Origin of the sequence: Dyadobacter sp. CY356, assembly GCF_021440195.1 — a bacterium.
GTDB lineage: Bacteria > Bacteroidota > Bacteroidia > Cytophagales > Spirosomataceae > Dyadobacter.
In genome coordinates, this window is the sequence record NZ_JAJTSZ010000003.1 from 305,193 (window position 1) to 330,215 (window position 25,023).

A 25,023-nucleotide genomic window follows, 5' to 3' on the forward strand; every position below is an offset into this window, starting at 1 on the left:
CCCTCATTTTATTCGATTTTTACTTATATAATTGATGAAATGTTATTGTTTTAGTGCCACACTAAGCTCGGCTGGCTTAGGAGCTCCAATTGCGTCGGCTGCATATTGTTTGCTGATTCCCTCATTTACATAGTAATAGGTATCCCAGTAATTTTCACTCAGTGTCCATACACGCACATCAAAGAAAATGGCGTTTTCAGTTAATTTAGTAACCAAAATATCGTGTTCAACGTCTTTCAATGCAGTTGGACATGCATTTGTTACTTTTCTGATCGAGGCCCTGATAGCGTCTACGCCATTCTGGCTGCCTGCTGCGAAAACCATATCGACACGTATTTTTCCTTTACCTGAAATATTGGTGATCGGTGCAGTTGATAAGGCTCCGTTTGGAAGAATAATCGTTTTATTATCAACTGTTACTAAAATCGTATTAAATATCTGTATTGCTTCCACTACACCAGTAAATCCCTGCGCATTAATAAGGTCACCAACCCGGTAAGGTTTGAAGATCAGAATCAAAACACCTCCCGCAAAATTGGCAAGACTACCCTGCAAGGCAAAACCTACGGCCAAACTGGCGGCACCAAGTACTGCCACAAAAGATGTGGTTTGAATGCCAAGAATTCCTGCAATACTTAATAGAAGCATTACATTCAGCATCACACCAATCAATGAATTCAGGAATGGCTGCACGTCACGGTCAACGTGCCTTCTGTCCATTAACGAACTTACCATGGAAGTGATTTTCCCAATCACGATCCGCCCGATAATCAGGACAAGAATTGCTAATAAAATTTTGCCGCCGTACTCTGATGCCGTGGCAATGATCTGAGCCTTAATAAGGTCGTAATTCATAATTTGAGAGAGAAAGGGGATGAATAATGTTTGTTTTTGAAAGTTTAGACTAGGACATTGTTTCGAAGTCACTTCTTTCAGGAAAAAACTGGAAAATCTCCCATTTCGTTGCCCGGAAATTTATCGACCGAATAGCAGATATGTTGTTACGATGGATGGTATATTCCTAAGTTATAAATTCAAAGAAAATTTGGGTGGCTGTAAATATCTGGTCAACTCAAACATTGATAAAATTAATGGACCTTAAAAAATAGCTGGGCAGACAGACCTGGGGAGACCAGGAATGAGTTCAAGTCCTTTGTAATGCCGACACCAGGAAAATAATCCGGACTAATATTTCCACTCATTCGAATAGCAATTGTGGTTCTTGCCTGGAATCGCAGAACTAATTTTTTATTCAATATATAGTCGTAAGCAAGATAGATCTCTGCGCCAAAAGCGAAATTTTGGTCATCTTTAAAATCGCCGGTATAATCTCCATATGTGGGTCCTTTGAAAGTGTATTTTCCGCGAAAACCTGAAAATGATATGATAGGGCCATAACCAAACCTGAGCGGTACCCTTTGATACTGATTTTCGAAAGCCAGTTTGATATATAAACCCTTAAACTTTTGAGATTGAGAGATCTGGGTTGTATCTATTTTTGAAGTTCCTTTTGCAAATCCACCGCTTAATACCCAATATCTGAGAGGATTTTTACTTGCAAATCTGACATAGGGCTCAACGATCACCGTGTTTCTGATAAAATACTTATCCGCAAATACATAGGAGGTCAAACCTTTTGTCAAATCAATACCAAGATATACAGGTTTGGATTCCTTGACAATGTCCTGCGCATTACCGTTAAGCCAGACCAGGCTTACAATAATCAGTAAAATTTTCTTTTTCATAATGACACAAGAACAGTTATTCCCTGCCCATCTTTGATGCCAAATACCGGCACTTTTCCATCGAGTATGTAGGATTGATAATCCACATAGACATCTTTGAAAGTTGATTTTGTCTCCGTCAGCGACGCTGGTCGTTTTGCATCGACGACAAAACCGCATCCATCTTTGTGGAAAAAATCGCGGGAGTAAAAAAGGCTTAGCGTATCGGTTCGGTTCTCAAATTCAAAAATGTAAGTAGTACTATCTGCGTTTAAGGAAATCGGTAAGGTAAAATCGAACGATCCTGCGTAATAAGATTTTGATGAATAATTTTTTGTCTGTTCTTCAAAGACGCTTTGATCAATCGCTCCCGGCGAGGTAATTTTCTTCAGTAGAAGGGTATCAGGAAAAGCTTGGATTGAAAGCTGGATGGTAAGTTCTTGTTGCGGACCGCAGTCAATACAGCCGTTCAATAGCAATGCTGACAGGATCAGGAGAAAAATTATTTTCATATGTTGAGGAGTTAAGTGGTTGTTTAAGAGGAGACACGAGTAGGAGTTAAATAGTTGTAGTTAAGTTTTTAAAGATGTGATGTTTTTGGGAAGTTGTCTGATACCGGATTATCTTTCTGAATAGATTTTGTTATTTTTGTTAAAACACAATGATTATGTCAGCCGTTACACAAACTATACATTCAGAGGAGGACTATCTTGCATTAGAAGAAAAGTCAGATTACAAAAGTGAATATTTCAAAGGCGAAATATTCATGATGGCTGGTGCTACGCCAAATCATAACCGGATTAAGGAAAATCTGTCCGGAGAAATTTATAATAGTCTTAAAAAACGGAAATCCTGCCGCAGCTATTCCAGCGATCAAAGAATTTACATTCCAGAAAATTCACTTTACAGCTATCCTGATATCGTAGTAGTTTGTGGACCAAATCAATACGCTGAAAAGGATAAAAATACAATAATTAATCCTGCTGTCATTATTGAAGTTTTATCAGAAGGTACAGGTTCTTATGATCGTGGTGATAAATTCCGGTTTTACAGAGATATTGATAGTTTGAAAGAATATGTTTTGGTCAATTCTGTTAATGTCGGAGTAGAAATATTTAGAAGAACCGAGGATAATCACTGGTTACTTGCAGAAGACGCTTATCAATTCTCAAATTCTGTTACCATCCAATCCATTGAAGCTACTTTACAATTGTCAGATTTATATGAAGGAACTGACAATGTAAACGAAGGATGGGCTAGTCCCGAAGAGTAATTTTTCTATATTTGCCCTTTAAACAATAAGGGGCAGCTTGCTCCGTTTATTGTCAAGGTTGTTTTTATACGGGCTTGATCCCTTTTACATTAGCATAACCAATCACTTTTCACCATTCATATGATGCTTCTACAAGCACTTGCTGACTCTACTTTGGCTGCACCTGCCGCTGCGCAGGGCCTATCTGTTATTGACCTTTTAGGAAAAGGGGGAGTAGTAATGATCCCGTTGGGGCTGCTTTTTGTTGCCACTTTATTTATTGTCATTGAACGTTACCTGGGCATTGGCTCTAACGGAGCTATTGACACTCAGTTTGTTGATAACGTGAAGGATTTTATCCAGCAAGGAAATTTGAAATCGGCCGAATCTTCTTGTCGTAACCAGCGTAATGCTGCGGGGAGAATTTTCGAACGCGCCATTGGCCGGATCGGATATCCGATTAAAGACATTGAGACTTCTATTGAAACATCAAGTCAGATTGAAATTCAACGTATGGAAGGTAATCTGGGCTATCTTGGGGTAATCGCAGGTATTGCGCCGATGCTTGGATTTGTCGGTACAATTTCCGGGATTATCCGTATTTTCTATGATATTTCGGTAAGTAATGATTTCAATATCAGTACAATTGCAAGTGGTATGTATGAGAAAATGATTACGTCCGGTTCAGGTTTGATCATTGGTTTGCTTGCTTATGCAGGTTATCACTTGTTAAACATGAAGATTGACCGTTTTGCATTGAGACTTCAGGTGGCAGCATCGGATTTCCTTGACGTACTTCAAAAACCGGTTTCGTCAAAATAAAAATCCGGAATGAGTCACGCATTCATCTCATTTACCCATTGATACTTACAATATGAAGATACGTCGAAAGAGCAGGTTTGCCCCTGAGGTGTTTACAAGCTCACTCAGCGATATTATGTTTTTCCTGATGCTGTTCTTTTTGATTATTTCAACAATGTCAAATCCGAACGTTATCAAATTAATGCTTCCAAAAGCATCGGCCACACAGCAGATGTACAAAAAACAGATTACCTTATCTATTGACGATAAAAAGGTTTATTATATTGATAAAGAACCAATTCCTTTCGATCAGTTAGAAACGCAGCTGCAAACTTTATTTGCCGGTGTTGAGGAGCGGACTATTGTTCTTCGTGTAGATAAAAACCTGGCCGTTCAGGATCTTGTGGATGTGCTGGAAGTAGGAGCGAAACAGGATATAAAAATGGTGATGGCTACTGCAAAGTAAAGTTTATTGAGATCGTTAATCAATATAAAGTGTAGCGGCTGAGCGGCGTAATACTTGTAGAACTAGCAATCCGGAACAATGATTTAAAGGTGCAGCGCACCGAAATATTCAATTAAAAAGAAGCTTTGAGATCAAAACCGATTTCAGAGCTTCTTTTTTTGATTAAAATTTAATTTATAATCCTGCGCTTAAATATATTTTTTCAACGATTTCCTGCAAAACAGCGCCTTCTTCACCCAGACAAATATTGGTTTGTTTCCCTAAAATGGCATCAATAAAAGCCTTGGTATTTTTAAGTTGCGTATCCGTTTCTTCGAGAAAAGGAAATTGGATATCGGCCAACTCTCCGGCCACTTCCGTATGAAGCGAAATGGGATTTAAAACAGCACCAGCTTTACTTCCAAAAACTTCCAGATTAATAATCTCTTCTTCTTTTTGATTTAAAGCAAAAGAACAGGAAACTGCAATACTTTTATTATCCGGAAAAGTCAGGTAAGCGAAGCAGGCATCATCAACATCAAACTTTGCAGGATCCCATTGTCCTTTTAAACCTTTACCACCGGTTTTGCCGATAAAATCATAAATGTTACCAACTACTTTATCGGGCGTCTGATAATCCATCATCCCTAAGGCAAGATCCAGAATGTGTACGCCAAGATCAATCAGCGCGCCTCCACCTTGTATGGTTTTGTTGGTAAAGTTACCCCAGCCAGGAATTCCTCTGCGGCGTAAATAATTTGCTTTGATATGATAAACTTCGCCTAACTGACCTTCGCTCAACAACTTTTTCAAAAGCAAATATTCAGAAGTTTGCCGTCTTTGAAAATTATAAGCTAGTATTTTACCCTTTTCGATTGCCAGATCGGCCATTTTACGGGCTTCTGTGGCCGTCATGGCTGGCGGTTTCTCGCATAATACGTGACAGCCATTTTTAAGCGCCTGCATCGTATAATCGTAATGAAGATTGTTTGGTGTGCAATTAACCACCAGATCCAGCTCGCAGCTATTAAACATACTTTCAAGATTATCAAAAGCGCCCGGGATGAGGTGCTGATCAGCTATCAAACGGGTTTTGTTGAGATCACGACCGCAAACTGCAACAATTTCAACCTGATCTGATAACTTTTTTAAAGCGGGGATATGGTTTTGATCCGCAATATGACCACCACCAATGATAGCGGCTTTAAGAAGAGACATGCAAAGCTGATTTAAGAGTGTCTGTAAAAATATTGAAATGAAAACGATTTCAGGCTTTTAGCGCAAAAATGCCTCATGATTATTTTCACGAGGCATTTTTACGATTCCATCAGATTCAATATCTATATAATTTTTCTTCCAAAACTGTAAGTGTTCTGAGTTTCTTGTTCTGGTGCAGGTTTTGCGATTCTTAATTTCATACTTTGAATCTTCACCTCGGGCTTTTTATCGTCCGAAAAATCAAAGGCTTTTGTCAAAAGTTTATCCAGCTTAGCCAAAACTGGTGTCTCAGGCATTTTGTAATTAAAATAGCGGTTTTTACTATTTTGATTGTCCGCCGGATAGCTACCCTGATATTTCTCTTTTGCGGCGACTCCTCTTTTTAAATTGAAGCGAATTGAAAGTGTATATTCCATCGAAACCGCTCGTCCGTTTTGCCTTGCTGGCTCCCATCTTGGCATGTTCAAAACCAGACGAAGTGCTTCATCATCAATCCCCAAGCCAATTTCCTTTACAAGCTTTGGTTTGCGAACATCACCATTGCTGTTGATTGTAAAGGATACTAACGCAATTCCTCCTGCACTAACACCTATGGCTTCCTCAGGATACCTGATATTACTTTGAATATATTTTGCTAATGCTTCTTCTCCGCCTGGGAATTGTGGTTTTTGTTCTTTAACCGCAGATAAGGATGTGGCAATTTCTTTCTCTTTTTTCCTTTCTTCGGCAATTTTGGCAATATCCTGATAGGCCGTAAATTCGGGCCCCTTTATTTCGTTTTGTCCATTTTTAAATGTCAATGTATACTTTGATTTCCCTTTTTCAACAACTAAAATTTGTGGAATATAACTGACATGACTTACAACAAGAACCTCGCCAACTTTAACATTTGATATTTTGAAATGGCCAAGTGGATTAGTAGTAACCGAAACGTCTCTATCCGGATCAAAAATGTTAACATCCGCAATTCCCAAACCAGATTCCCGCAAAATATCACCTTCGATATTTACTTTAACTTTTCCTGTATCTGATTTTACAATTGCCGGGATATATTTAGCAACAGAGGAGTTGTCCGTAATTTCAGTTTCCTTGTACAAACCGGAACCTGGCGTGTTTTGCACTTCTTCCGAAACAGTTAATTTTTCTCTTGCCGCGGTCAATAACACAGCAAAAAGCAGAACAGGAACAATCATCAGATATTTTCCCAATGACCAGCGGGAATTACGGTTTTTATAGATCATTTTGATTCTGCTTTTTAATGTTGAAGAATTGAAAAAATGATTGGTAAGTAATGTTACCGGGACAGAAAGGGCATAAGAAACAAGAAAACGCGCGTAATGATCACGGTTTGGCACTGCTTCATCTGCCAGATATTCATGTACTTCCTGTAACGACATTTTATAAAACCAGATGACCGGATTAAACCAGAAAGCTACTTTTATGATCTCAATCAATAAAATATCAAGACTATGTCGTTGCTGGATGTGAACCAGTTCGTGCCTCAAAATCGGGTCAGGGTTATTTTCATAATCGTAACGATTTAAAACAAGCCATTTGAGAAATGAAAAAGAACCGGTTTGATTATCAGGTAGCAAAATCAAATGATAATCTGGGTGAGGAAATAAATCACCCAGCGATATCATCTGACGAAGATCCCAAAAGCTTTTAACCAGTTTTATCAACATCAAAAATGAGCCGATGGCGGCAAAGAGATAAATCCAGGAGATCCGGTTAATAGTTTCAGAAACAGGATATTCGGTTGCCGATGAAAATGGAATGGAATCGGACACTGTGATGACGGAGTAATATAAAGTTGGAGCTGCCTGCTCCGTTTCCGGAATACTGATATTTGGTAATAAAAAGGAGATGAGTAGTGAGCAAATCAGGTAAACCCTGTTCCATACAAAAAACGTATGTTTTCGGAAAAGCAGCCAGTAGCAGGCGTAAAACAGAACCAAGTAGAGGTTGACTTTTCCGAAATAAAGTAACGTTTCCATGGTGCTTATTTTTTCTTTGTTTCAAAAATGATAACACCATTTTTACCTTTGGAGCCATAAGCGGAAGTTGCGCTCTTGGCCCTTAAAACAGATATGGATTGAAAATTTTCTGATTTTATTTTCTTTAGAAAATCAGGATCGTCAACTATTTTACCATCAACAATACAAAGCGGCTCCGTAAGCGACTTGATATTCTGATATTTGGGAATTGTTTCAGCACCTGAATTCAAAAATTTAGAGCTTTTGTCCCGTTCTTTCAGGGCATAAACATTTTCCATTTTTACCGGTTCTTCTAGTTTTTCGGCCGTATAGTTTTTTAGGTTTACCCCAGAAACTTCTGCTTGTCCAGTTATTGTCTTAGCCACTCGGAAATTCGTCGCATAACTTTCAGCCTGGGAATTTTGATTTATAATACTCCCCAGACGTTTTTCCTTATCCGCTTCCATTGCGAAGGAAATATTTAAATTATACTGCACTGCAATCGCTCGTCTGCCTTGTCTGCCGGGTTGCCAGCGAGGCATTTTCAATACAACACGCATGGCTTCTTCATCCAGACCATATCCCATTCTATCAATGACTCTTGGATTTCTGATATACCCTTTATCGTTGATCGTAAAGGAAACCTTCACATCTCCCTGCACGCCCGCACTTGCAGCTTCGGCAGGATAAACAACATTTTCTGAAAGGAATTGACTTAATTGGGCTTCTCCGCCTGGAAACTGCGGCATTTGTTCTATTACGGTCATTTCATTTTGCCCGGTCACCGAATTCGAAGCTGGATTACTTTCTGCTTTATTTTGAATATCAGGTGTTACAACAATTTTGCCAAGTGTATTTTCTTTCTTCCGCAGCGTAATGAAATCCAGTTTTGTACTTTTTACATCAACAATCACTGATTCATAATTTATATGAGAAATTACCAGGCTGTCTTTTAAATAAACTCCTGAAATCTCAAATTTTCCATACATATCCGTTAATGTGCCAATGGTTTTGTTTTTTACTACAATGCTGGCAGACTCAATTGCATCACCATTTTCATCACTAACTATACCTCTTACACTCATTTCATTAGTCGACAGCACTTTAAAATTATTACGTTCTATCGCTGTCAACAATCTTTCACGTGCGGCCGTCAGCATGACAACCATACCGATGATTGGAAAAATCATCAGATATTTTCCCAAAGCCCACTGAGAATTACGGTTTTTGTAAATCATCTGTATGCGGCTTTTCAATAAAGAAGAATTGAAAAAATGATTTGTTAATGAAGCGATTGGCGCATTCAAAGCATAAGCAACCAGAAATCGTGCATATTGATCACGGTTGGGCACTGCTTCGTCTGCCAGGTATTCGTGCACTTCCTGTAATGATCTTTTATAAAACCACAATACCGGATTAAACCAGAAACCAACTTTTAGTATTTCAATCAGAAGAATATCCAGGCTATGGAATTGCCGGATGTGAACCGATTCGTGACGTAAGATCGGATCAAAATTCAGTTCGTAATCTGCAAAATTTATGACCAGCCATTTCAAAAAGGAAAAGGAACCGATTTCATTATGCGGCAGCAGAACCAGCGTATGATCTTCCAGTGGAATAGTTTCTCCCTGTCTGATCAGTTTGAAAAGGTTTTGGAACGCTTCCAGTAACTTGAATAACATTAATCCGCATCCAATAATTTGTATCGCCCAGACAAATTGTGTCCAGTGGGTTATTACTTTTGTAGACTCTGTTCTAGCAACATAAACAGGAATGGTAGAAACCGCATAAACTGCTGTTGGAATTACACGCGCATTATCCGGGAAGTGAATGAAAGGTAATGCAAATGAGATAATTAACGATCCCAGTAAATAAAACCGGTTCCAGATAAAAAAGGTATGGTTACGAAACAGCAGCCAATAACAGGCGTAAAATAAGATCCAGTAAATATTTACCTTTCCGAAATAGATCAATAAGTCCATTTTAGATCTTTTTAGTCGTTATTGAAATAACTCCGTGGCTGCCTTTTTCTCCATAAGCATCAATTGCTTTTTGATCTTTCAAAATATTTATTGACTCGATTTGCGCCGGATCAATTTTCTTTAAAATATCAGCATCTTTTTCAATTTTGCCATCAACGATGTAAACAACTTTAGCCTCAGTGATACGTACTTTTTCAGTACTGTTTTTTGCGGGTTCCTGAACTACACTTCCAGATTTAGTTAAAATTGTTTTAGAGCCGTCTTTATTGTCAAACTGCTTGTCAATCAGAGCAGTTCTTTTTTTATCTGTCAATTCTGATTCTTCCATTTGAAAATTTATCGGCAAATTGTAGCGCACATTCACTGGTACGCCATCTTGCTTCGCTGGTTCCCATTTTGGAAATAAGGAAAGTACTCTGACTGCCTCCTCGTCACAACCATGTCCAATTCCTTTTAGTACCTGAATCTCCCCAATTTCACCTGTTTCTGTGACAACAAAGGAAAGGAAAACACGTCCTGTGGCACCTGCGTCAACAGCTGCTTTCGGATATCTTATTTTCTGCCCCAGAAATTTATACATCTCTTCGATACCACCCGGAAACATTGGCTGTTGCTCAACTACGGTATAGATTTTCTTTCCTTCCAAATTGACCGGTTTTTTACTTTCAGTCAATTTTTCCATCGTCTCAGAGAGCTGATCATTTTCTTTTTGCTCACAACCAGCTACAAACAATGCAACCATACCGATGGTGACGAATGCGAATAGATAGGAACCAAGCAACCATTTCGAACTGCGGTTTTTGTAGATCATCTGAATACGGGTTTTGATTTGAGATGGTTTATAGAAATGATTGGTAAGTGAAGCGATGGGCGCATTTAAGGCATAGGAGACAAGAAAAGTAGCATAGTTTTCCCTGTTAGGAGCTTCATGATCCGCCAGGAATTCATGGACTTCCTGCAAAGACTTTTTATAGAGGATCAATAGCGGATTGAACCAGAAAATGATTTTCAATAATTCAACCAGCAGAATATCCATACTGTGCCACTGCTGCATATGAACCATTTCATGACGTAAAATCGGATCGAAATGATTTTCATAATCATTCCGGTTTACAACGATCCATTTCAGAAATGAGAAAGAACCGATACGATTTGAATCAATCAAAATGATCTTGCAATCTTCCAGCTCGATATGTTCTCCATCCGTCAGAAACTGGTTAAGCTGCCGGATGTTTTTAAATAATTTGAAGGCCATAAACATCGCTCCCAGAAGATAAACAGCCCAGACAACATATGTCCAGGTGATCAGTGGAAGTTGCTCTGCTGGTGTTGAAGACACCGTAAAATTCGGATTCGTCACCGAATAAGTTATGGAAATAACCGGCGCAGATTCAGGATAGATAATAAATGGAAGCGCAAAAGATACCAGCAGAGAACTGATCAGATAAATTCGGTTCCAAACAAAAAAAGTTTGATGACTAAGCAACAACCGGTAACAAATATAGAAGAGGGTCCAGTATAAGCTTACTTTGGCAACATAAATCAAAATTTCCATGGCTAACGGATGATTGATTGTTTAAGATTCGCTTTTGTGATCGTTGATCAGTTTCATGATTTCATCCAGATCGTTAGTCTTTAAATCGTTGTCTTTCACGAAAAAAGAAACCAGATTAGGCAAAGAATTATCAAAATAATTAACCATTAGCTGTTGCATTTCATGCCGTTTGTATTCTTCCTCAGTGATTAGCGGGAAGTACTCATGTGTTTTACCATAAGCGGTATAACCTACGACTTCTTTCTTTTCCAGAATACGGATTATTGTAGATACCGTATTATAGGCAGGTTTTGGCTCAGGCATTTCGGCAAGAATGTCTTTCACAAAGGCCTTTTTTAATTGCCAGAGTATCCGCATGATTTCTTCTTCTGCCCTCGTTAATGTTCTTACTTCCATGTTTTCAATTTTTATGATCTTACTATTTAATAGTGGGTATTCAAATGTAAGACTATCTAATTAGTTTTACAACTATTTTATTAGTTATTATTTAAAATAAAAAAACGACAGGAATATTCATGTCGTTTAATTTTTTAAAAAATGGTTGTTTCAGGCAAATTCAGAGCCTTTTTCTTTTAAATAGGCGCCAACGTTACATGTGATACCATCCAAAATTTCAACATCTACATTCCAATCATAAGTTTGCCAATCAGCCTTGGCAGATGCAACCATTACCTTTTTCGATTCAGTTAAAAACCAGATTACTTTTTCTGCACCGAATTCTAAAAGTTTTTTAGTTTTTATTGAGATGTAAGCATTTTCAGAAAATTTATCTTCAAGCGCAATATCAATATCTACTTCAATCGAAATTTTTGGAGGCACGTCGGCATACTTTTTATTGATTTTTTCAATTTTAAGAACCTGATTATCAAAAATTAATAAATCTCCGGCGAGATTATTTCCTTTATCAATATGTAAACCTGCTTCATTTGTTAGAATTGTATACCTGCTGTCATCAATTTGCTTACCAATCCAGATTGTCAAATAAGTAATCAGAAAAGCCTGCAATGAACTCGAACCCATAATGTCTTCAATCTTTTTCGTTTTGGCCAAAACCTCGCGGTAACCTTTTCTATACAAAGGTTTACCGTCAATTATTTCATGGATCAAAACGCTGGGTATTTCAGTATCAAAGTTTTTTGTAAAAATCTGATCCGGTCCGATTGAAGCTATCATAAATCTTGTTTTTTATGCAAATTCAGAGCCTTCATTTAAAAGGTATTCACCTACATTACAAATAATTCCGTCAAATATTTCAACATCAGTATTCCAGTCAAAGATCTGCCATTCGTTTGTTGTGCTTGCAACCATTACCTTTTTCGATTCTGTCAAAAACCAGATAACTTTTTCTGCACCGAATTCCAGCAGCTTTTTTGTTTTTATAGTGATATAACCCGTTTCTGTAAATTCTTCCAGCTCAATGTCGAGATCAATTTCGATAGAAATTTTCGGCGGAACCTTGGAATAATGCTTGTTGATTTTATCAATAGTTAAAACATTTTTATCGAAAATAAGGATATCTCCTGCAAGATTATTTCTTCTGTCCAGGTGCATTCCTGCTTCATTAGTTGCAATAATATACTTTTCCTCATTGACTGCTTTGTAAATAATTCGCAAAACATAATCAATTATAAAAAACTGTAATGAACTCGAACCCATAATATCTTCGATCTTTTTCGTTTTGGCCAAAACCTCACGGTAACCTTTTCTGTACAAAGGTTTACCGTCAATTATTTCATGGATCAAAACGCTGGGTATTTCATTGGCAGAAATCTCTGTCAAAATTCTGCCCGGACCTGGTGAAGCTATCATAGTCATTCGATTTGCTATATTCAAAGATAAAAATATGCTTTGACAATTCCTTCATATGCTTAGTAATAAGCAAATTATGATTACCACGTAGTCAACATATTTTTATTTTTCAGTTTAAAACACAAAGAGCAGCGGAATCTGATTCCGCTGCTCTTTATAAATATCAAAATTTAAGCTTATTCTACAACGCTCAATTTTACAGCATTTGTTTTGCGCGATTTGGAAACTGGCATACTTAATGTGTTGATGAAAACGTCACCTTTTTTCAGCTCACCTTTTTCGATAAGGAAAAGTTTGATGTCTTCAATCAAATCATCAGTAGAAGCATCCTGATCTTTATCGTAGAAATATACTTTTGTACCCCAATAAAGCGCCAATGTATTCATTAAGGCTCTGTCCGAAGTAAATATCAGCAAACTCGCTTTTGGGCGGTGATGTGAAAGGCGGAAGGATGTATAACCTGAACGTGTCACACCGATAATCGCAGCAGCATTGGTATCACGCGCCAAACGACATGCGCTCATTACTACGTTGTCATTCAATTTGTTAGCACCAGGTTTTTCGTTTACAAACGCATGGTGTTTAAAATAAACATCATTAGAGTTTTCCTCAACCTTTTCGATTGTACGGCTCATCGTTTCAACGGCCAGCAACGGATATTTTCCGGAAGCAGTTTCTGCACTAAGCATTACAGCATCAGCACCATCCAATACCGAGTTAGCAACGTCACTGATCTCTGCACGTGTTCCGCGAGGACTTTCGATCATGCTTTCCAGCATTTGCGTAGCAACAATAACGGGCTTGCCTGCCTTGTTACATTTGTCGACGATCATTTTCTGAATCATCGGAACTTCTTCTGCCGGTAATTCAACCCCCAAATCTCCACGGGCAACCATGATGGCATCCGCAGCTTCAATGATTTCGTCAATATTTGCTACCGCCTCAGGTTTTTCAATTTTAGCGATCAAGCGCGCAAATTTCCCTTTGTTGGCGATATATTCTTTTACTTTTATAATTTCAGAAGCAGTACGTACAAATGAAAGTGCTACCCATTCCACATTATGCTCCAATCCGAAATCAAGGTCCTCGTAATCTTTTGTCGTTACCGAAGGCATTGAAACGCGGGTATTTGGAAGATTAACACCTTTTTTAGATTTCAACAAACCACCATAAACAACCTGCGTTACAACGTCGCTTCCTTCAATTCCGGTTACCAGCACTTCAAGTTTACCGTCGTCCATCAAAACACGGTCACCTACTTTCACGTCATTGTACATGCCGTCGTAAGGAGTACTTACTTTTTCAGCAGTACCTAAAACCTCTGTGTTGGAAAGAATCAGTTTATTTCCAGCTTCGATCAATACACCATCTTTTTCAGCTACAAGACCGATGCGGATTTTTGGCCCCTGCAAATCCTGTAAAATGGCAAGGTTCAATCCGAATTCTTCGTTTATTTCGCGAATGGTATTAAGCCTGGCCAGGTGGTCTGCGTGCGTACCATGAGAAAAGTTTAGACGAAAAACATTTACGCCGGCAACTGCCAAAGCATGAAGCATTTCTTTTGTTTCTGATGTTGGGCCTACGGTAGCAACAATTTTGGTTTTCTTGGAAGACATAGAGTTAATTGCAGTATTATATGAATTTACTAAACACAATCCACATCAATGACAACGTGGACGCCTTTTATGGTTTTATCGGTTAGAATATCAATGACTTTTTCTTGTATAAACGACTTTGCCGCCTTAAAATTAATCTTTTCTCGTTCAAGTTTAATGAGAATGTCGAACAAAAACTGATTTCTTACTCTTTCCACCAACGGAGGCTCCGGTCCGAGTACCCGGCTTTGACCTAAATTGGCTGTTAATTTTTCTGCCAAAGCCACTGCGGCGCGTTTCGAAGTGGCCTCGTCGATATGTTTTATTGTTATTTTGATCAACCGAGTAAACGGCGGATAATGGTATTGCTCGCGTTCTACAATTTCCGCATCGTACATGCCGGTATAATCATTCTGTATGATTCTTTCCAGTATTTTCTGAGCCGGATTTGCGGTTTGAATTAATACCTTTCCCGGCTTGTCGGCTCTTCGTCCTGCTCTTCCGCTTACCTGGGTCAGCATTTGAAAAGCCCGTTCCGACGCCCGGAATTCCGGAAAATGAATAATCCTGTCGGCGTCAAAAATACCAACCATACTTACGTTATCAAAATCCAGACCTTTGCTAACCATTTGTGTACCAACTAAAATATCAGTACCTCCTTCTTCAAATTCCTGGATAATCTGCTGATAAGCGTTTTTTGCCCGCGTGGTATCAAAATCCATTCTTTGCACACGCGCCGCTGGTAATAACAAATGTAATTCTTCCTCAATTTTTTCCGTCCCGTAACCCATCGTTTTTACGCGGGTTGAACCACAGGCCGGACAAGTTCTTGGTACTTCTTCCTTATGTCCGCAATAATGACACCGAAGTTCCCGCGCTTTCATGTGGTATGTAAGACTTACATCACAATTAGCACATTCAGAAATCCAGCTGCATTCTTCACATTGCATATAGGGAGAATAGCCGCGGCGATTCTGGAATAAAATCGTTTGTTCTTTATTATTTAAATTCGATTCAAGATGTTCGAGCAAAACGGATGAAAACTCATTTTTCATCGTTTTCTGCTTTTTTTCCTTTTTTGTGTCAATTAAAACAAAAGTAGGCAAAGCTGCATTACCAAATCGTTGTGTTATTTCAACCAGTCCGTAACGGCCGCTTCTGGCGTGATAATAACTTTCCAGAGATGGCGTTGCCGAACCGAGCAACGTTTTCGCCTTATGCATGTATGCCATGATCACGGCTACATCACGTGCGTGATACCGGGGAGCAGGATCATGCTGTTTGTAGGAAGTTTCATGTTCCTCATCCACTATGATCAGCCCCAGATTATCAAAAGGCAAAAATATCGCAGAACGAACGCCGACTACAAATTGGAATTTTCCATCCAGAATTCCTTTCCAGACTTCAACACGTTCGTTATCTGAAAATTTGGAATGATAAATGCCCATCGCATCGCCGAAAACTTTTCTCAGACGAACAACGATCTGGGTTGTTAAAGCAATTTCAGGTAGTAGAAATAAAACCTGCGATCCGCTTTCCATCGCTTGTTTGATCAGTTCAATATAAACTTCCGTTTTTCCGCTGCCGGTAATACCATGCAATAACACAACTTCCTTTTCAGCAAATGCTTCATGAATTTCTTTGAAAGCCGTTGTCTGCGATTCAGTTAAATTAACAACAGCCGGCGGGCCAAGCGGAATATCGGCAAAGCGGGAGACGATTATGTCAAATTGTTCGAAAACGCCTTTTTTGATTAAGGTCTGCAAAGCAGAATCGGATAAGCTTTCGTCTTGTAAAAAGATTAATTTGTCAAGTCCTTTTTGATTTAAATCCGCATGATTATAAACTGGCACGTGACTTAAATACCGCATCAGAATATCCTGCTGTTTCGGAGTTTTATCAAGAGATGAAGTCAGTTCCACCAATGATTTCTCTGAAAGAAATGCAGAGGTCAGACGGATTTTTTTGACGACTTTTGGCTTGTATTTTTCTTTAACTTCTTCAAAAAGAATAATAGCACGTTTCCCAACCAGCGATTTTATAACAGCCGTAATATTGGTCTGATTGACCAGCCTGGCCACTTCTTCATAAGAAAGTGTGGCGTGTTTTTTTATTTCATCAAGTATAAATCTTTCCTGATCTGTCAGCAATTCCTCATAATCAAATTCAGGATTATGCTGAATTCTCGACTGACTTGTAATTTTTAATCCGGCCGGAAGCGCAACATTTAATACTTCGCCGATATTACAGAGATAATATTCCGAAATCCAGTTGTAAAGTTCGAGTTGTTTGGTGGTGATAATGGGTTCATCATCAAGCAATTCAAGAATGTATTTTGCCTGGTATACGGCCGGAGGATTGGAATGTATATGGGCAACAACGGCCGTGATAACCCGGTTTTTTCCAAATTGTACAATCACCCGGGCACCTACTTTTATCATCTCAGCCATAGTCCGCGGAACTCTGTACGTAAAGAGCCGGGGTACCGGAACAGGAAGGATCAGATCGGCGAATAAGGTAATTTCGTCCTCAAAAAGGGAGGTCATTGGCTGTGTGGGCAAAAATATTATTAATTTGAAAAGGAAGGCAAGTTACGATTTTATTAGATCCTGCGAGTTGTAATACACATTGAAAACAAAGTCTAGTCGCCTTTTTTCTTTTTAGGATGTTGTCTTGTATCAAAAAAAGCAAGTAAAAAAATCTGATCTTTTTGGATGCGGTAAAGAAGTAAATTATGCTTAGTAATGACACCTTCTCTTACTGAATTATTTAACGAAACTTGTCGGAATGATTTCGGATATTCGCTTACTTGTTGAATAATACTTTCAGTCTTATATACGAAATCTCTGATAACTGCATCATTCCAATTCTCTTCCAAATAATCTAGTATGTCGTGAAAATTATTCAATGCCTTAGGAGACCAAATAATATTTAAAGCCATTTTTTATAGGTTTCTCTGGCTGTTTTATGATTTATTCCCTTCCCATCTTCAATTTGAATTATTGATTCCTTTACATCGAGTATAACTTTTTCCGGTAAATCCCCCCAGTCCTCATCAACTTCTGTGCTATATTCAACAGCCAAGCTATCCAAAAAATCCAGGATAACTTTTTCTTCCTGTTCATTTCGCGTGTTAATTAAAATACTCATTGGAATAAATTATTTAAGATGAATCAAAAAAGGAAAGCTATTCTAAGAAAGTCAATTTGGGCACCTTAGTCAAATTTACGATTTTGGAATTAAACAATGCTACTTCTCTTTAAGTTTTATTGGATGACCTGGCGTTCTAAAATCGTCGAATTTTCCCAGTTGACCATCGCGTTAAATAACCTGATACGACTATACTGAGAAATATCAGATTCCGGAATTGGGGCTTCTTCAATAATTCCTGAATCTAAAAGAAACGCTCTTTGTGTTCCTGCCAGGAGAGGCGTATCCGGCGTGAACCATCGGCCATCTTTCAAAAATGCAACATTACAATATAACGAATCCGTAACCATTCCATTTTTGATGATCAGAATTTCTTCGGCGTCCTTCCGCTGTTCGTAAAGATTATTTAAAGCTGTCCGGTCGTTGTATTTGTAGGAATAATCTACTTCATCGATATATACACGCTGGATCTTTTTTATCGTCCGGAAATGGTAAGGCTCCCACTTTATTTCTTCAATATTTTCTCCGTAAGTAAGTCTGCATTTATGGGGTTCATTCGTGACATAATCAGGAACTGTCAATAATTTTGACAAATCCCAGTCATCCTGAAAGCCATAAAGCGCTCTTCGGGTTTTATTAAGTCGCGCTTCGTGATAAGACAGATTAACAAGCTTACGTTCCTGAACGCAAATGGTTTCAAAGCACAATGGAAGGGACATGGGCGAAGGGTAAGTAAACTTTATCAATTAATTCCAGGTATTCGCTTTTTGCGTCACTTTTAGCCGTTATTCCGCCTCCGCTTTTGAAAACGAGTTTTCCATTCTGATTTTCTATATATCGGATCATCACAGCACTTTCAAAGTTTTCACCATCAAAATAACCCATCACGCCTGTGTAATAACCTCGTTCATAACCTTCGGCATCCTTAATAATTTTCAAGGTACTTGGTTTTGGCGCACCGCTTATACTTCCGGCTGGAAGTAATTTCAATAACAAATCTCCAAACGCACCATCAAATTCTTCTGGCAAAATTCCGGCAATTTCTGAGCTTACCTGCAAAAGGTTTTTCTCATTTGTTTGAATTTGTTCAATGTAACGGTATCGTTCAACCCAGACTTTATCGGCAACAATACTGATATCATTTCTGATCAGATCGACAATCGTGGCGTGTTCAGCGGCTTCTTTTGGGTCTGAAAGAATTACTTTTTCAGCATTAGGAAAAGAAGCGTCAATTGTTCCTTTCATTGGAAATGATGAAATCCGTTTTCCTTTTATTTTGATAAAAATCTCCGGTGAAAAACAGACAAACTGGTCTTTTAACCAAAATCTATAAGGTGCTTTACTGTGTTCAAAAATATCTTTCAGACTGAGATTCGTTTCAATCGGTGTTTCAACTGAAAGATTGACAAGAAAAGAATTTCCGGCTTTTAAATTATTGACAACGTGATTAAATTTTGGATGATAGTCATCAAATGAAACTGGATTTTTTTTGAAATGAAAACCGGGTTGTGATTCAATTTTACTACTCGTTATATGATTGTTGAATCCATTAAAATCAAATGAGATTTCTGACGGATCGATTTCATCCAGACGATGGGCAACAGGTTTTTGCATCAAAAAGTCAATAAAAAAGACAAACGGAATTTTCCGTTTTCCCCATTCATTAAGGCATTTTGAGAAATTTTGAATCGTTTTTGTCAAAGGAAAAAATAATAATGAAAACCGGTACTGCTCACAGTCTGCAAATTTACAAAGTTCAGAAACCAATCGTTTAAATAAAGAGTTAAAACTATTACAAGGATTAAAGAAAAAGCGACAGCAAATCCAACCAAGATTACGAAATCAGACTTATGCATATTCACGACGTTATCATTATCGGCGGAGGCCCTTGCGGACTTGCCATGGCGATTGAAGCAACTAAAAACGGCCTTGACCATTTGATACTGGAAAAAGGAAATATCACAGAATCGATTCGTAATTATCCACGCCGGATGCGTTTTTTTTCAACGGCTGAAAATATAGAAATAGGAGGAATTCCCTTTGCAATCTCGGAAGTAAAGGCGAACAGAAATGAGGCCTTGCAGTATTATCGCAAAGTTGCGGGATACTACAATCTAAATTTTAAGCTTTTTGTCGATGTGGATCGTACTGAGAAACAAGCCGACGGGACGTTTCTGGTATATGCAAATGACGGACAAATTTTTCAGTCAAAAAATGTAGTTCTGGCTACTGGCTACTTTGATGTTCCCCGTAAGTTAAACGTGCCGGGAGAGGATTTGCCGCATGTTTCGCACTACTACGATGAGCCGTTTAAATATTCATATACCAACGTTGTTTTGGTTGGCGGATCCAATTCTTCTGTTGAAGCGGCGTTGGAATTATATCGTCATGATGCACATGTGACTATCGTTCATAAAGAAGCAGATTTTCGTACCAAAGTGAAATACTGGCTGGTTCCGGATGTGAAAAACCGGGTGAAGGAAGGTAAAATTCATACACGTTTTAACAGTATTACCAAAGCAATTGAACCCGGAAGGATTCAGATTGAAAATATTGAAACAGGTGAACCTGAATGGCTGCCGGCTGATTTTGTTTTCCTGCTTGTTGGCTATTTGCCTGATGAACATTTATTGTTCCGTTGCGGTATTGTGCTTGATCCGCAAACTAAAGTGCCGACTTTCGACCCTGAAACTTTTGAAACCAATATTCCTGGTCTATACCTGTGCGGCACGGTAATGGCCGGTGTTTTCACAGAAAAGATATTTATTGAAAACGGCCGTGATCACGCCGCAGCAATTGCTGATCATTTGATGGGCCGGGAAGTAAGAAAGGTGAAGGAGTTGATCGACAGGATTTGATTGAGAACAATTCCATCTCATATAGTAGGTTAATAATAAGATTGTTATATTTTTGATTATAAAAGATAGCTATTATGCAAACAGTAACAATTGACATCATCAATACAAAGGCTGTGAAATTATTGCAGGATTTGGAGGAGCTGGATCTCATTCATATTCATAAAGACGATACTCAATCTTCTGTTAAAAGAAATAGCGTTTTAAAATATAAAGGTGCAATGACTAAACAGCCTCTGGACGTAATTGAAAATCAGTTAGATGAATTTCGTAACGGATGGGAATGATTTATCTTTGGGATACAAATATTGCTATATACTTTTTGCAGCAGCAATTCTCACCAGAAGCGGAAAAATTTATAGATGAGCTGATTCAAATAGAAAAACCTTTTATATCTGTCATAACAGAAATTGAACTTCTTTGCTGGTAAACAGCAAATGAAAGGGATTTACAGGTATTACAGGATTTCATTAATGAAACAATGGCAATAGAACTGAATAAGGACATCAAGCTGAAAACTGCGGATATCCGAAAAAACTATCGAATTAAGTTGCCAGATGCCGTAATCGCTGCTACTGCCATTATGTATGACTTATCGTTAATTACCCATAATTATAAAGATTTTGAAAATATAGGCGGTTTGAGAATCATAGATCCATATAGAAATTAATTAGGCCCCAAATTCCATTAATAATGTTGGGGCCTAATTCTTCTTACTCCGCAAACACCAATCTCCTCTTCTTTTTCTTTCTTGAAATTTTTTCAATTTTCCCAATCAAGCCTTTTCCGCCAACGGCATAACCAACATTTCCTGCAAAACTTACTGCATGAAATGGTTCATTACCAACCGCTGTCCACGTTTTTCCCTGATTTACTGAAGAGCTGCTCCCAGATGGGCCAACGGCAACAAGGGCTACATCGTCTGAACGAATTTGGGTATCACCGTTCCAGGTTGTGTAGTGTTTGTGATATATGGATACTGCTTCTTTTAATCCAAGTGGTTTGGTGCCGGTGCCAAATTTCCAGGTAACGCCTCCGTCATTTGTCAGCAAAACATTTCGGGTTGTGTCGGAAATATTTTTATAATCACCACCTACGGCTATGCCATCTTTTTTCGACCAGAAATGTAAACCAAAAATACCACTGGTAGGTCCGGCAGGCATTGGTGTTTCAGCAACCTGCCAGTGGCGGCCAAAGTCTTCGGACCGGAATACGCGGGCCATTTTCCCACCTCCTGTTCCTATAAAAACTTTATCTTTTCCAACAGCCAGAATAGACGTTCCGCTTGCAGCAAATGATGCTTCTCCGGGTTGCCCTTCCGGTCGATTTTCCATGGGTAATTCCTGCCAGGATTTTCCCCCATCTTCTGTGGTCAGCATAAATAGTTTGCCATTCAAAGGATCTCCGAGACATATTCCCTGGTTTTTATTCCAAAAGTCAATACCATCCAAAAATACCCCGGTTTGTGTGGATTGGTACACAAGATTCCAGGTTTCTCCGCCATCTTCTGTACGATAAATTTTTGCTCTGCCGGTTTCTGCTAAACCTGCACTCATGGCAACTGCGGTTTCCCGCCCAAATGCATGAATATCACGGAAATCCAGTGAATCAGCGCCGGGTACTTTCATTACCGACCAGCTTTTCCCGCCATTAACAGTTCGCAATACAGTTCCAGATGATCCTCCGATCCAGCAAGTGGTTGGTGTGACTGCATGGACCCCACGCATATTGACCACCGTTTTTATTGACAATATGTCCCATTGGGCAGATGCTCTTTTGGAATAAAGCGTTGAAAATAAAATAAATATCAAAAAAAATGAAAAATGGTGGTTGAAATGACGGATTGGAGTTTCTTTTGGCACGGTATTTGAGTAGATTTGGTTAACTATATATTTTACATCACACAAATAAATATTTGTTATGAACAAGAATCAGAAATTTCTAATAGGTACGCTAAGCGCTTTGGTTACAGGTGTTGCAATTGGTTTGTTAGTTGCTCCAAAGAAAGGGAAAGATACGCGTAAGCTGATTAAAAGTAAAGCATATGATTTAGGCGATACTGTAAAAAGCAAAGCGGGTGACATCAGCGGAACAGCGAAAGATACATATGAAAAAAGCCTTGATGAACTTTCAGTATTAGCTGATAAATTGAAAGAAGGATTCTTTAAGAATGTAAATGTAGCAAAAGATAAAGCCAGCTCAGTAGCTGATAATGTTAACGAAAAAGTAAGAAGCGTTGTTAACCACAATGTATAATTGACTGATTGTTAATAAAATATATAGGCCGATTCACTTGAATCGGCCTTTTTTTACTCTTCAAGTTTATCTTATCCAATCACACTTCCCAATTCCTTTGCTGCTGCCATACTGATTCCTTTATAGAAAATGTATTCGTTCATCAGCTCATTTTCCTGATCTTCTGTTTTCGCTTTTTTTAATTCTTCCATACAAATTTTCATCTTTTCTTCAATAAAAGCCTTTTTCAGGCGAAGAATATTAATGAAACTGCTTTTGTCAAGCATATCAACTTCTGACGGTACATATATTTCAAATTTTTCCGTCCAGAGTGTGCTTAATTCATATTTATTTGTTAGCCAGCCAATGGTTAAATTCCTGATTTCTGACTCATGATGGTTTTGGAAATAATCGGTTTTCAAAACTACGTCACGACTATGATTTTCACGGAATAATGTCAGGAGATGATTAAAAACAGGATCTTTAAAATCTATACCCTGAATTTCACCCAAAACATAGGCGCAAACAGAAATTGTCGGTTCGAGTTCGTGCGCACCATATAAAATGAGAAGCCGGATAAAAGCTTCTTCCTGATAGTAAAGTTTTGTCCGCTGATTTGGCTCCTCCAACTCAGGTGCGGCCGGACCAGATGATTCTGACTCAAAAAAATCAGCTGGTGGTCCATCGTCAGAAAATGGTATGTCCCGTGGTGCCTGTGGTATAGAAGGCCGATTGTTCCGATCCTGCGGTTTCGGCTGTGCGTGTAGTTTTCTAAGTAATTTATTCCCTTCCGAAATAAGCATTTGCTCATCAACTTTCATCATTTCTGATGTGCGCTGAAAAAATACCTGGCGCTTGATCGCATCCGGTATTTTAATAATGCTGTTTACAACTTCACCAATTACAGCTGCAAGCCTGAAAGGATCATTACCCGCATCCTGTAATAATGTTTCCGTTTTAAAGGTTATAAAATCTTTTGAAGCCTTTTTTAAATAGGCTTTAAATGCTTCTGCGCCAACCCGGCGAACATAACTATCGGGATCTTCACCATCAGGAAAAAGAACAATACTAACATTCAGTCCTTCCTCCAAAACAAGATCCAGACCGCGCAAGGCAGCTTTGATACCGGCCACATCACCGTCATACAAGATGGTAATATTCGGTGTGAAACGACCGATCAAACGGATTTGCTCAATGGTTAAAGACGTTCCGGAAGAAGCAACAACATTCTCAATACCGGCCTGATGCAGAGAGACAACGTCTGTATAACCTTCTACTAAATAACAAGCTTCCTGCTGCCTGATTGCATTTTTAGCCTGAAATATTCCGTAAAGAATATCGCTTTTGTGATAAACGTCTGTTTCGGGAGAATTAAGATATTTTGGCTGTGAAGCTCCTTTTCCCGATTTGTCTGTTTTCAGAATCCGTGCTCCAAATGCAATTACTTTACCGGCTACGTTATGAATGGGAAAAATAACCCTGCCTCTGAAACGATCATATCCGGCCGTCTGGCGGTCCGCCGTGCGGCTGCCTTCTTTGTGAATCAGCAATCCTGCTTTTTCCAGAATATCTGCGGTATATCCTTTATTTAAAGCTTCTTTGGTAAACGCATCCCAGGTATCAGGACTATATCCCAACTCAAATTTCTTTTGAATATCATTGGTAAATCCACGCTCGCGAAAATAACTGAGGCCAATCGATTGTCCTTCGTCGGTATTATGAAGCTGTTGCGAATAGAAGTTTTTTGCAAAATTTAATATGATGTAAAGACTTTCACGCGTATTCTGGCGAAGGGCTTCTTCATCAGTAACTTCCTCTTCCTGGATTTCAATCTGATATTTATTGGCCAGGTAGCGAAGTGCCTCACCGTACCCGATACCATCAATATCCATTACAAATTTAATGGCGTCACCAGCGGCTCCGCATCCAAAACATTTGAAGATTTGCCGGACAGGATTAACGTTAAACGATGGTGATTTCTCGTTATGAAACGGACAACATGCCGAATAGTTAGCTCCTTTTTTTTTCAGCGCTACAAAATCCCCGACCACTTCCACAATGTCAGCGGATTGCTTGATCCTGTCAACTGTTTCGGGATTAATGCGCATTTTTGATTTCTATTAATTTAATAATTCAGATATTTTAACAGCAGCTCTCGCCCGAAAGGGCTATACAATTTCGCAGATTTCCTTTTTCCTGTCAGGTTTATTATTTTAGCGATGTAAAATAAAAGAAAATGCGGTAACGAATAAGTAAAAACTTTCGGGATTTTTAATGAATGACTTTGGCCAATGCAGCTTGCCAATGTTTAACAAAAAAGAAAGCGTTAAAATTATAAATCGGAAACGATTATTTTAAAGATCATCTAGTTTCGAAGTAAAGTGATCATAAAATCATAATTTTTGTACTGTTTTCCTTAAGAAAGC

General features: G+C 38.6%; 25 protein-coding genes. 7 read left to right on the plus strand and 18 right to left on the minus strand.

The window, feature by feature from the left end; translation table 11 throughout:
- Positions 1–42: 42 nt before the first annotated feature.
- From LXL81_RS13120 to LXL81_RS13130, 3 genes are all read right to left on the minus strand, one after another.
- A complete protein-coding gene (locus LXL81_RS13120) occupies positions 43–855 on the minus strand; it encodes a mechanosensitive ion channel family protein (protein ID WP_234647244.1) in 813 nt (270 codons plus the stop codon).
- Positions 856–1,088: 233 nt separating this feature from the next.
- Positions 1,089–1,745, minus strand: coding sequence for a hypothetical protein (locus LXL81_RS13125; RefSeq protein WP_234647245.1), 657 nt, complete (start codon positions 1,743–1,745; stop codon positions 1,089–1,091).
- Complete coding sequence (locus tag LXL81_RS13130; RefSeq protein ID WP_234647246.1) at positions 1,742–2,236, minus strand: hypothetical protein; 495 nt, start codon at positions 2,234–2,236, stop codon at positions 1,742–1,744. Before LXL81_RS13130 ends, LXL81_RS13125 begins: the two co-directional genes overlap by 4 nt.
- Before the next feature lie 155 nt (positions 2,237–2,391).
- Here LXL81_RS13130 and LXL81_RS13135 point away from each other — a divergent pair, with 155 nt between their 5' ends.
- The 3 genes from LXL81_RS13135 (at position 2,392) to LXL81_RS13145 (ending at position 4,243) form a co-directional block, all read left to right on the plus strand.
- Positions 2,392–2,997, plus strand: coding sequence for a Uma2 family endonuclease (locus LXL81_RS13135; RefSeq protein WP_234647247.1), 606 nt, complete (start codon positions 2,392–2,394; stop codon positions 2,995–2,997).
- A 120-nt stretch (positions 2,998–3,117) separates the two neighbouring features.
- Positions 3,118–3,798: a MotA/TolQ/ExbB proton channel family protein gene (locus LXL81_RS13140; RefSeq protein ID WP_234647248.1), complete on the plus strand. Its 681-nt coding sequence runs from the start codon at positions 3,118–3,120 to the stop codon at positions 3,796–3,798.
- A 52-nt stretch (positions 3,799–3,850) separates the two neighbouring features.
- On the plus strand, positions 3,851–4,243 hold the full coding sequence (locus LXL81_RS13145; RefSeq protein ID WP_234647249.1) for a biopolymer transporter ExbD: 393 nt from the start codon (positions 3,851–3,853) through the stop codon (positions 4,241–4,243).
- A 174-nt stretch (positions 4,244–4,417) separates the two neighbouring features.
- Here the strand turns inward: LXL81_RS13145 and LXL81_RS13150 are convergent, their stop codons facing one another.
- The 13 genes from LXL81_RS13150 to LXL81_RS13210 all read right to left on the minus strand — a co-directional run bounded on the left by LXL81_RS13150 (position 4,418) and on the right by LXL81_RS13210 (position 19,274).
- Entirely contained in the window at positions 4,418–5,440 is a 1,023-nt protein-coding gene (locus tag LXL81_RS13150) for a Gfo/Idh/MocA family protein (RefSeq protein ID WP_234647250.1), read from the minus strand.
- 122 nt (positions 5,441–5,562) lie between these two features.
- Entirely contained in the window at positions 5,563–7,437 is a 1,875-nt protein-coding gene (locus LXL81_RS13155) for a TonB family protein (protein WP_234647251.1), read from the minus strand.
- Positions 7,438–7,442: 5 nt separating this feature from the next.
- Entirely contained in the window at positions 7,443–9,398 is a 1,956-nt protein-coding gene (locus tag LXL81_RS13160; protein ID WP_234647252.1) for a TonB family protein, read from the minus strand.
- 1 nt (position 9,399) lies between these two features.
- The gene (locus tag LXL81_RS13165; protein WP_234647253.1) at positions 9,400–10,953 is read right to left on the minus strand and encodes a M56 family metallopeptidase; all 1,554 of its coding nucleotides are present in this window, start codon (positions 10,951–10,953) and stop codon (positions 9,400–9,402) included.
- A gap of 21 nt (positions 10,954–10,974) precedes the next feature.
- Positions 10,975–11,349: a BlaI/MecI/CopY family transcriptional regulator gene (locus LXL81_RS13170; RefSeq protein ID WP_194124586.1), complete on the minus strand. Its 375-nt coding sequence runs from the start codon at positions 11,347–11,349 to the stop codon at positions 10,975–10,977.
- Between the two features lie 150 nt (positions 11,350–11,499).
- Positions 11,500–12,126 (minus strand): Uma2 family endonuclease, encoded by a 627-nt coding sequence (locus tag LXL81_RS13175; protein ID WP_234647254.1) that lies wholly within the window; start codon positions 12,124–12,126, stop codon positions 11,500–11,502.
- Positions 12,127–12,138: 12 nt separating this feature from the next.
- Positions 12,139–12,762: a Uma2 family endonuclease gene (locus LXL81_RS13180; RefSeq protein WP_234647255.1), complete on the minus strand. Its 624-nt coding sequence runs from the start codon at positions 12,760–12,762 to the stop codon at positions 12,139–12,141.
- 176 nt (positions 12,763–12,938) lie between these two features.
- Positions 12,939–14,378, minus strand: coding sequence for a pyruvate kinase (gene pyk, locus LXL81_RS13185; protein WP_234647256.1), 1,440 nt, complete (start codon positions 14,376–14,378; stop codon positions 12,939–12,941).
- 29 nt (positions 14,379–14,407) lie between these two features.
- A complete protein-coding gene (gene priA, locus LXL81_RS13190) occupies positions 14,408–16,903 on the minus strand; it encodes a primosomal protein N' (RefSeq protein WP_234647257.1) in 2,496 nt (831 codons plus the stop codon).
- A gap of 95 nt (positions 16,904–16,998) precedes the next feature.
- Complete coding sequence (locus LXL81_RS13195) at positions 16,999–17,298, minus strand: type II toxin-antitoxin system RelE/ParE family toxin (protein WP_234647258.1); 300 nt, start codon at positions 17,296–17,298, stop codon at positions 16,999–17,001.
- On the minus strand, positions 17,289–17,507 hold the full coding sequence (locus LXL81_RS13200; RefSeq protein ID WP_234647259.1) for a hypothetical protein: 219 nt from the start codon (positions 17,505–17,507) through the stop codon (positions 17,289–17,291). Before LXL81_RS13200 ends, LXL81_RS13195 begins: the two co-directional genes overlap by 10 nt.
- 116 nt (positions 17,508–17,623) lie before the next feature.
- Entirely contained in the window at positions 17,624–18,226 is a 603-nt protein-coding gene (locus tag LXL81_RS13205) for an aminotransferase class IV (protein ID WP_234647260.1), read from the minus strand.
- The gene (locus tag LXL81_RS13210) at positions 18,204–19,274 is read right to left on the minus strand and encodes an aminodeoxychorismate synthase component I (RefSeq protein ID WP_409013890.1); all 1,071 of its coding nucleotides are present in this window, start codon (positions 19,272–19,274) and stop codon (positions 18,204–18,206) included. Before LXL81_RS13210 ends, LXL81_RS13205 begins: the two co-directional genes overlap by 23 nt.
- 83 nt (positions 19,275–19,357) lie before the next feature.
- Between LXL81_RS13210 and LXL81_RS13215 the strand changes: the two genes are divergently transcribed.
- From LXL81_RS13215 to LXL81_RS13225, 3 genes are all read left to right on the plus strand, one after another.
- A complete protein-coding gene (locus tag LXL81_RS13215) occupies positions 19,358–20,365 on the plus strand; it encodes a YpdA family putative bacillithiol disulfide reductase (RefSeq protein WP_234647261.1) in 1,008 nt (335 codons plus the stop codon).
- 74 nt (positions 20,366–20,439) lie between these two features.
- Positions 20,440–20,649 carry a hypothetical protein gene (locus LXL81_RS13220; RefSeq protein ID WP_234647262.1) on the plus strand — a complete coding sequence of 70 codons (210 nt, stop codon included), beginning with the start codon at positions 20,440–20,442 and terminating at the stop codon, positions 20,647–20,649.
- 182 nt (positions 20,650–20,831) lie between these two features.
- On the plus strand, positions 20,832–21,032 hold the full coding sequence (locus tag LXL81_RS13225) for a PIN domain-containing protein (protein ID WP_409013897.1): 201 nt from the start codon (positions 20,832–20,834) through the stop codon (positions 21,030–21,032).
- Between the two features lie 43 nt (positions 21,033–21,075).
- Here LXL81_RS13225 and LXL81_RS13230 read toward each other — a convergent pair whose 3' ends face one another.
- On the minus strand, positions 21,076–22,224 hold the full coding sequence (locus tag LXL81_RS13230) for a YCF48-related protein (protein ID WP_234647264.1): 1,149 nt from the start codon (positions 22,222–22,224) through the stop codon (positions 21,076–21,078).
- Positions 22,225–22,282: 58 nt separating this feature from the next.
- On the opposite strand from LXL81_RS13230, the gene LXL81_RS13235 reads away from it, so the two are divergent.
- Entirely contained in the window at positions 22,283–22,618 is a 336-nt protein-coding gene (locus LXL81_RS13235; RefSeq protein WP_234647265.1) for a YtxH domain-containing protein, read from the plus strand.
- Positions 22,619–22,689: 71 nt separating this feature from the next.
- Here LXL81_RS13235 and dnaG read toward each other — a convergent pair whose 3' ends face one another.
- Complete coding sequence (gene dnaG, locus LXL81_RS13240; protein WP_234647266.1) at positions 22,690–24,705, minus strand: DNA primase; 2,016 nt, start codon at positions 24,703–24,705, stop codon at positions 22,690–22,692.
- Positions 24,706–25,023: the final 318 nt, after the last annotated feature.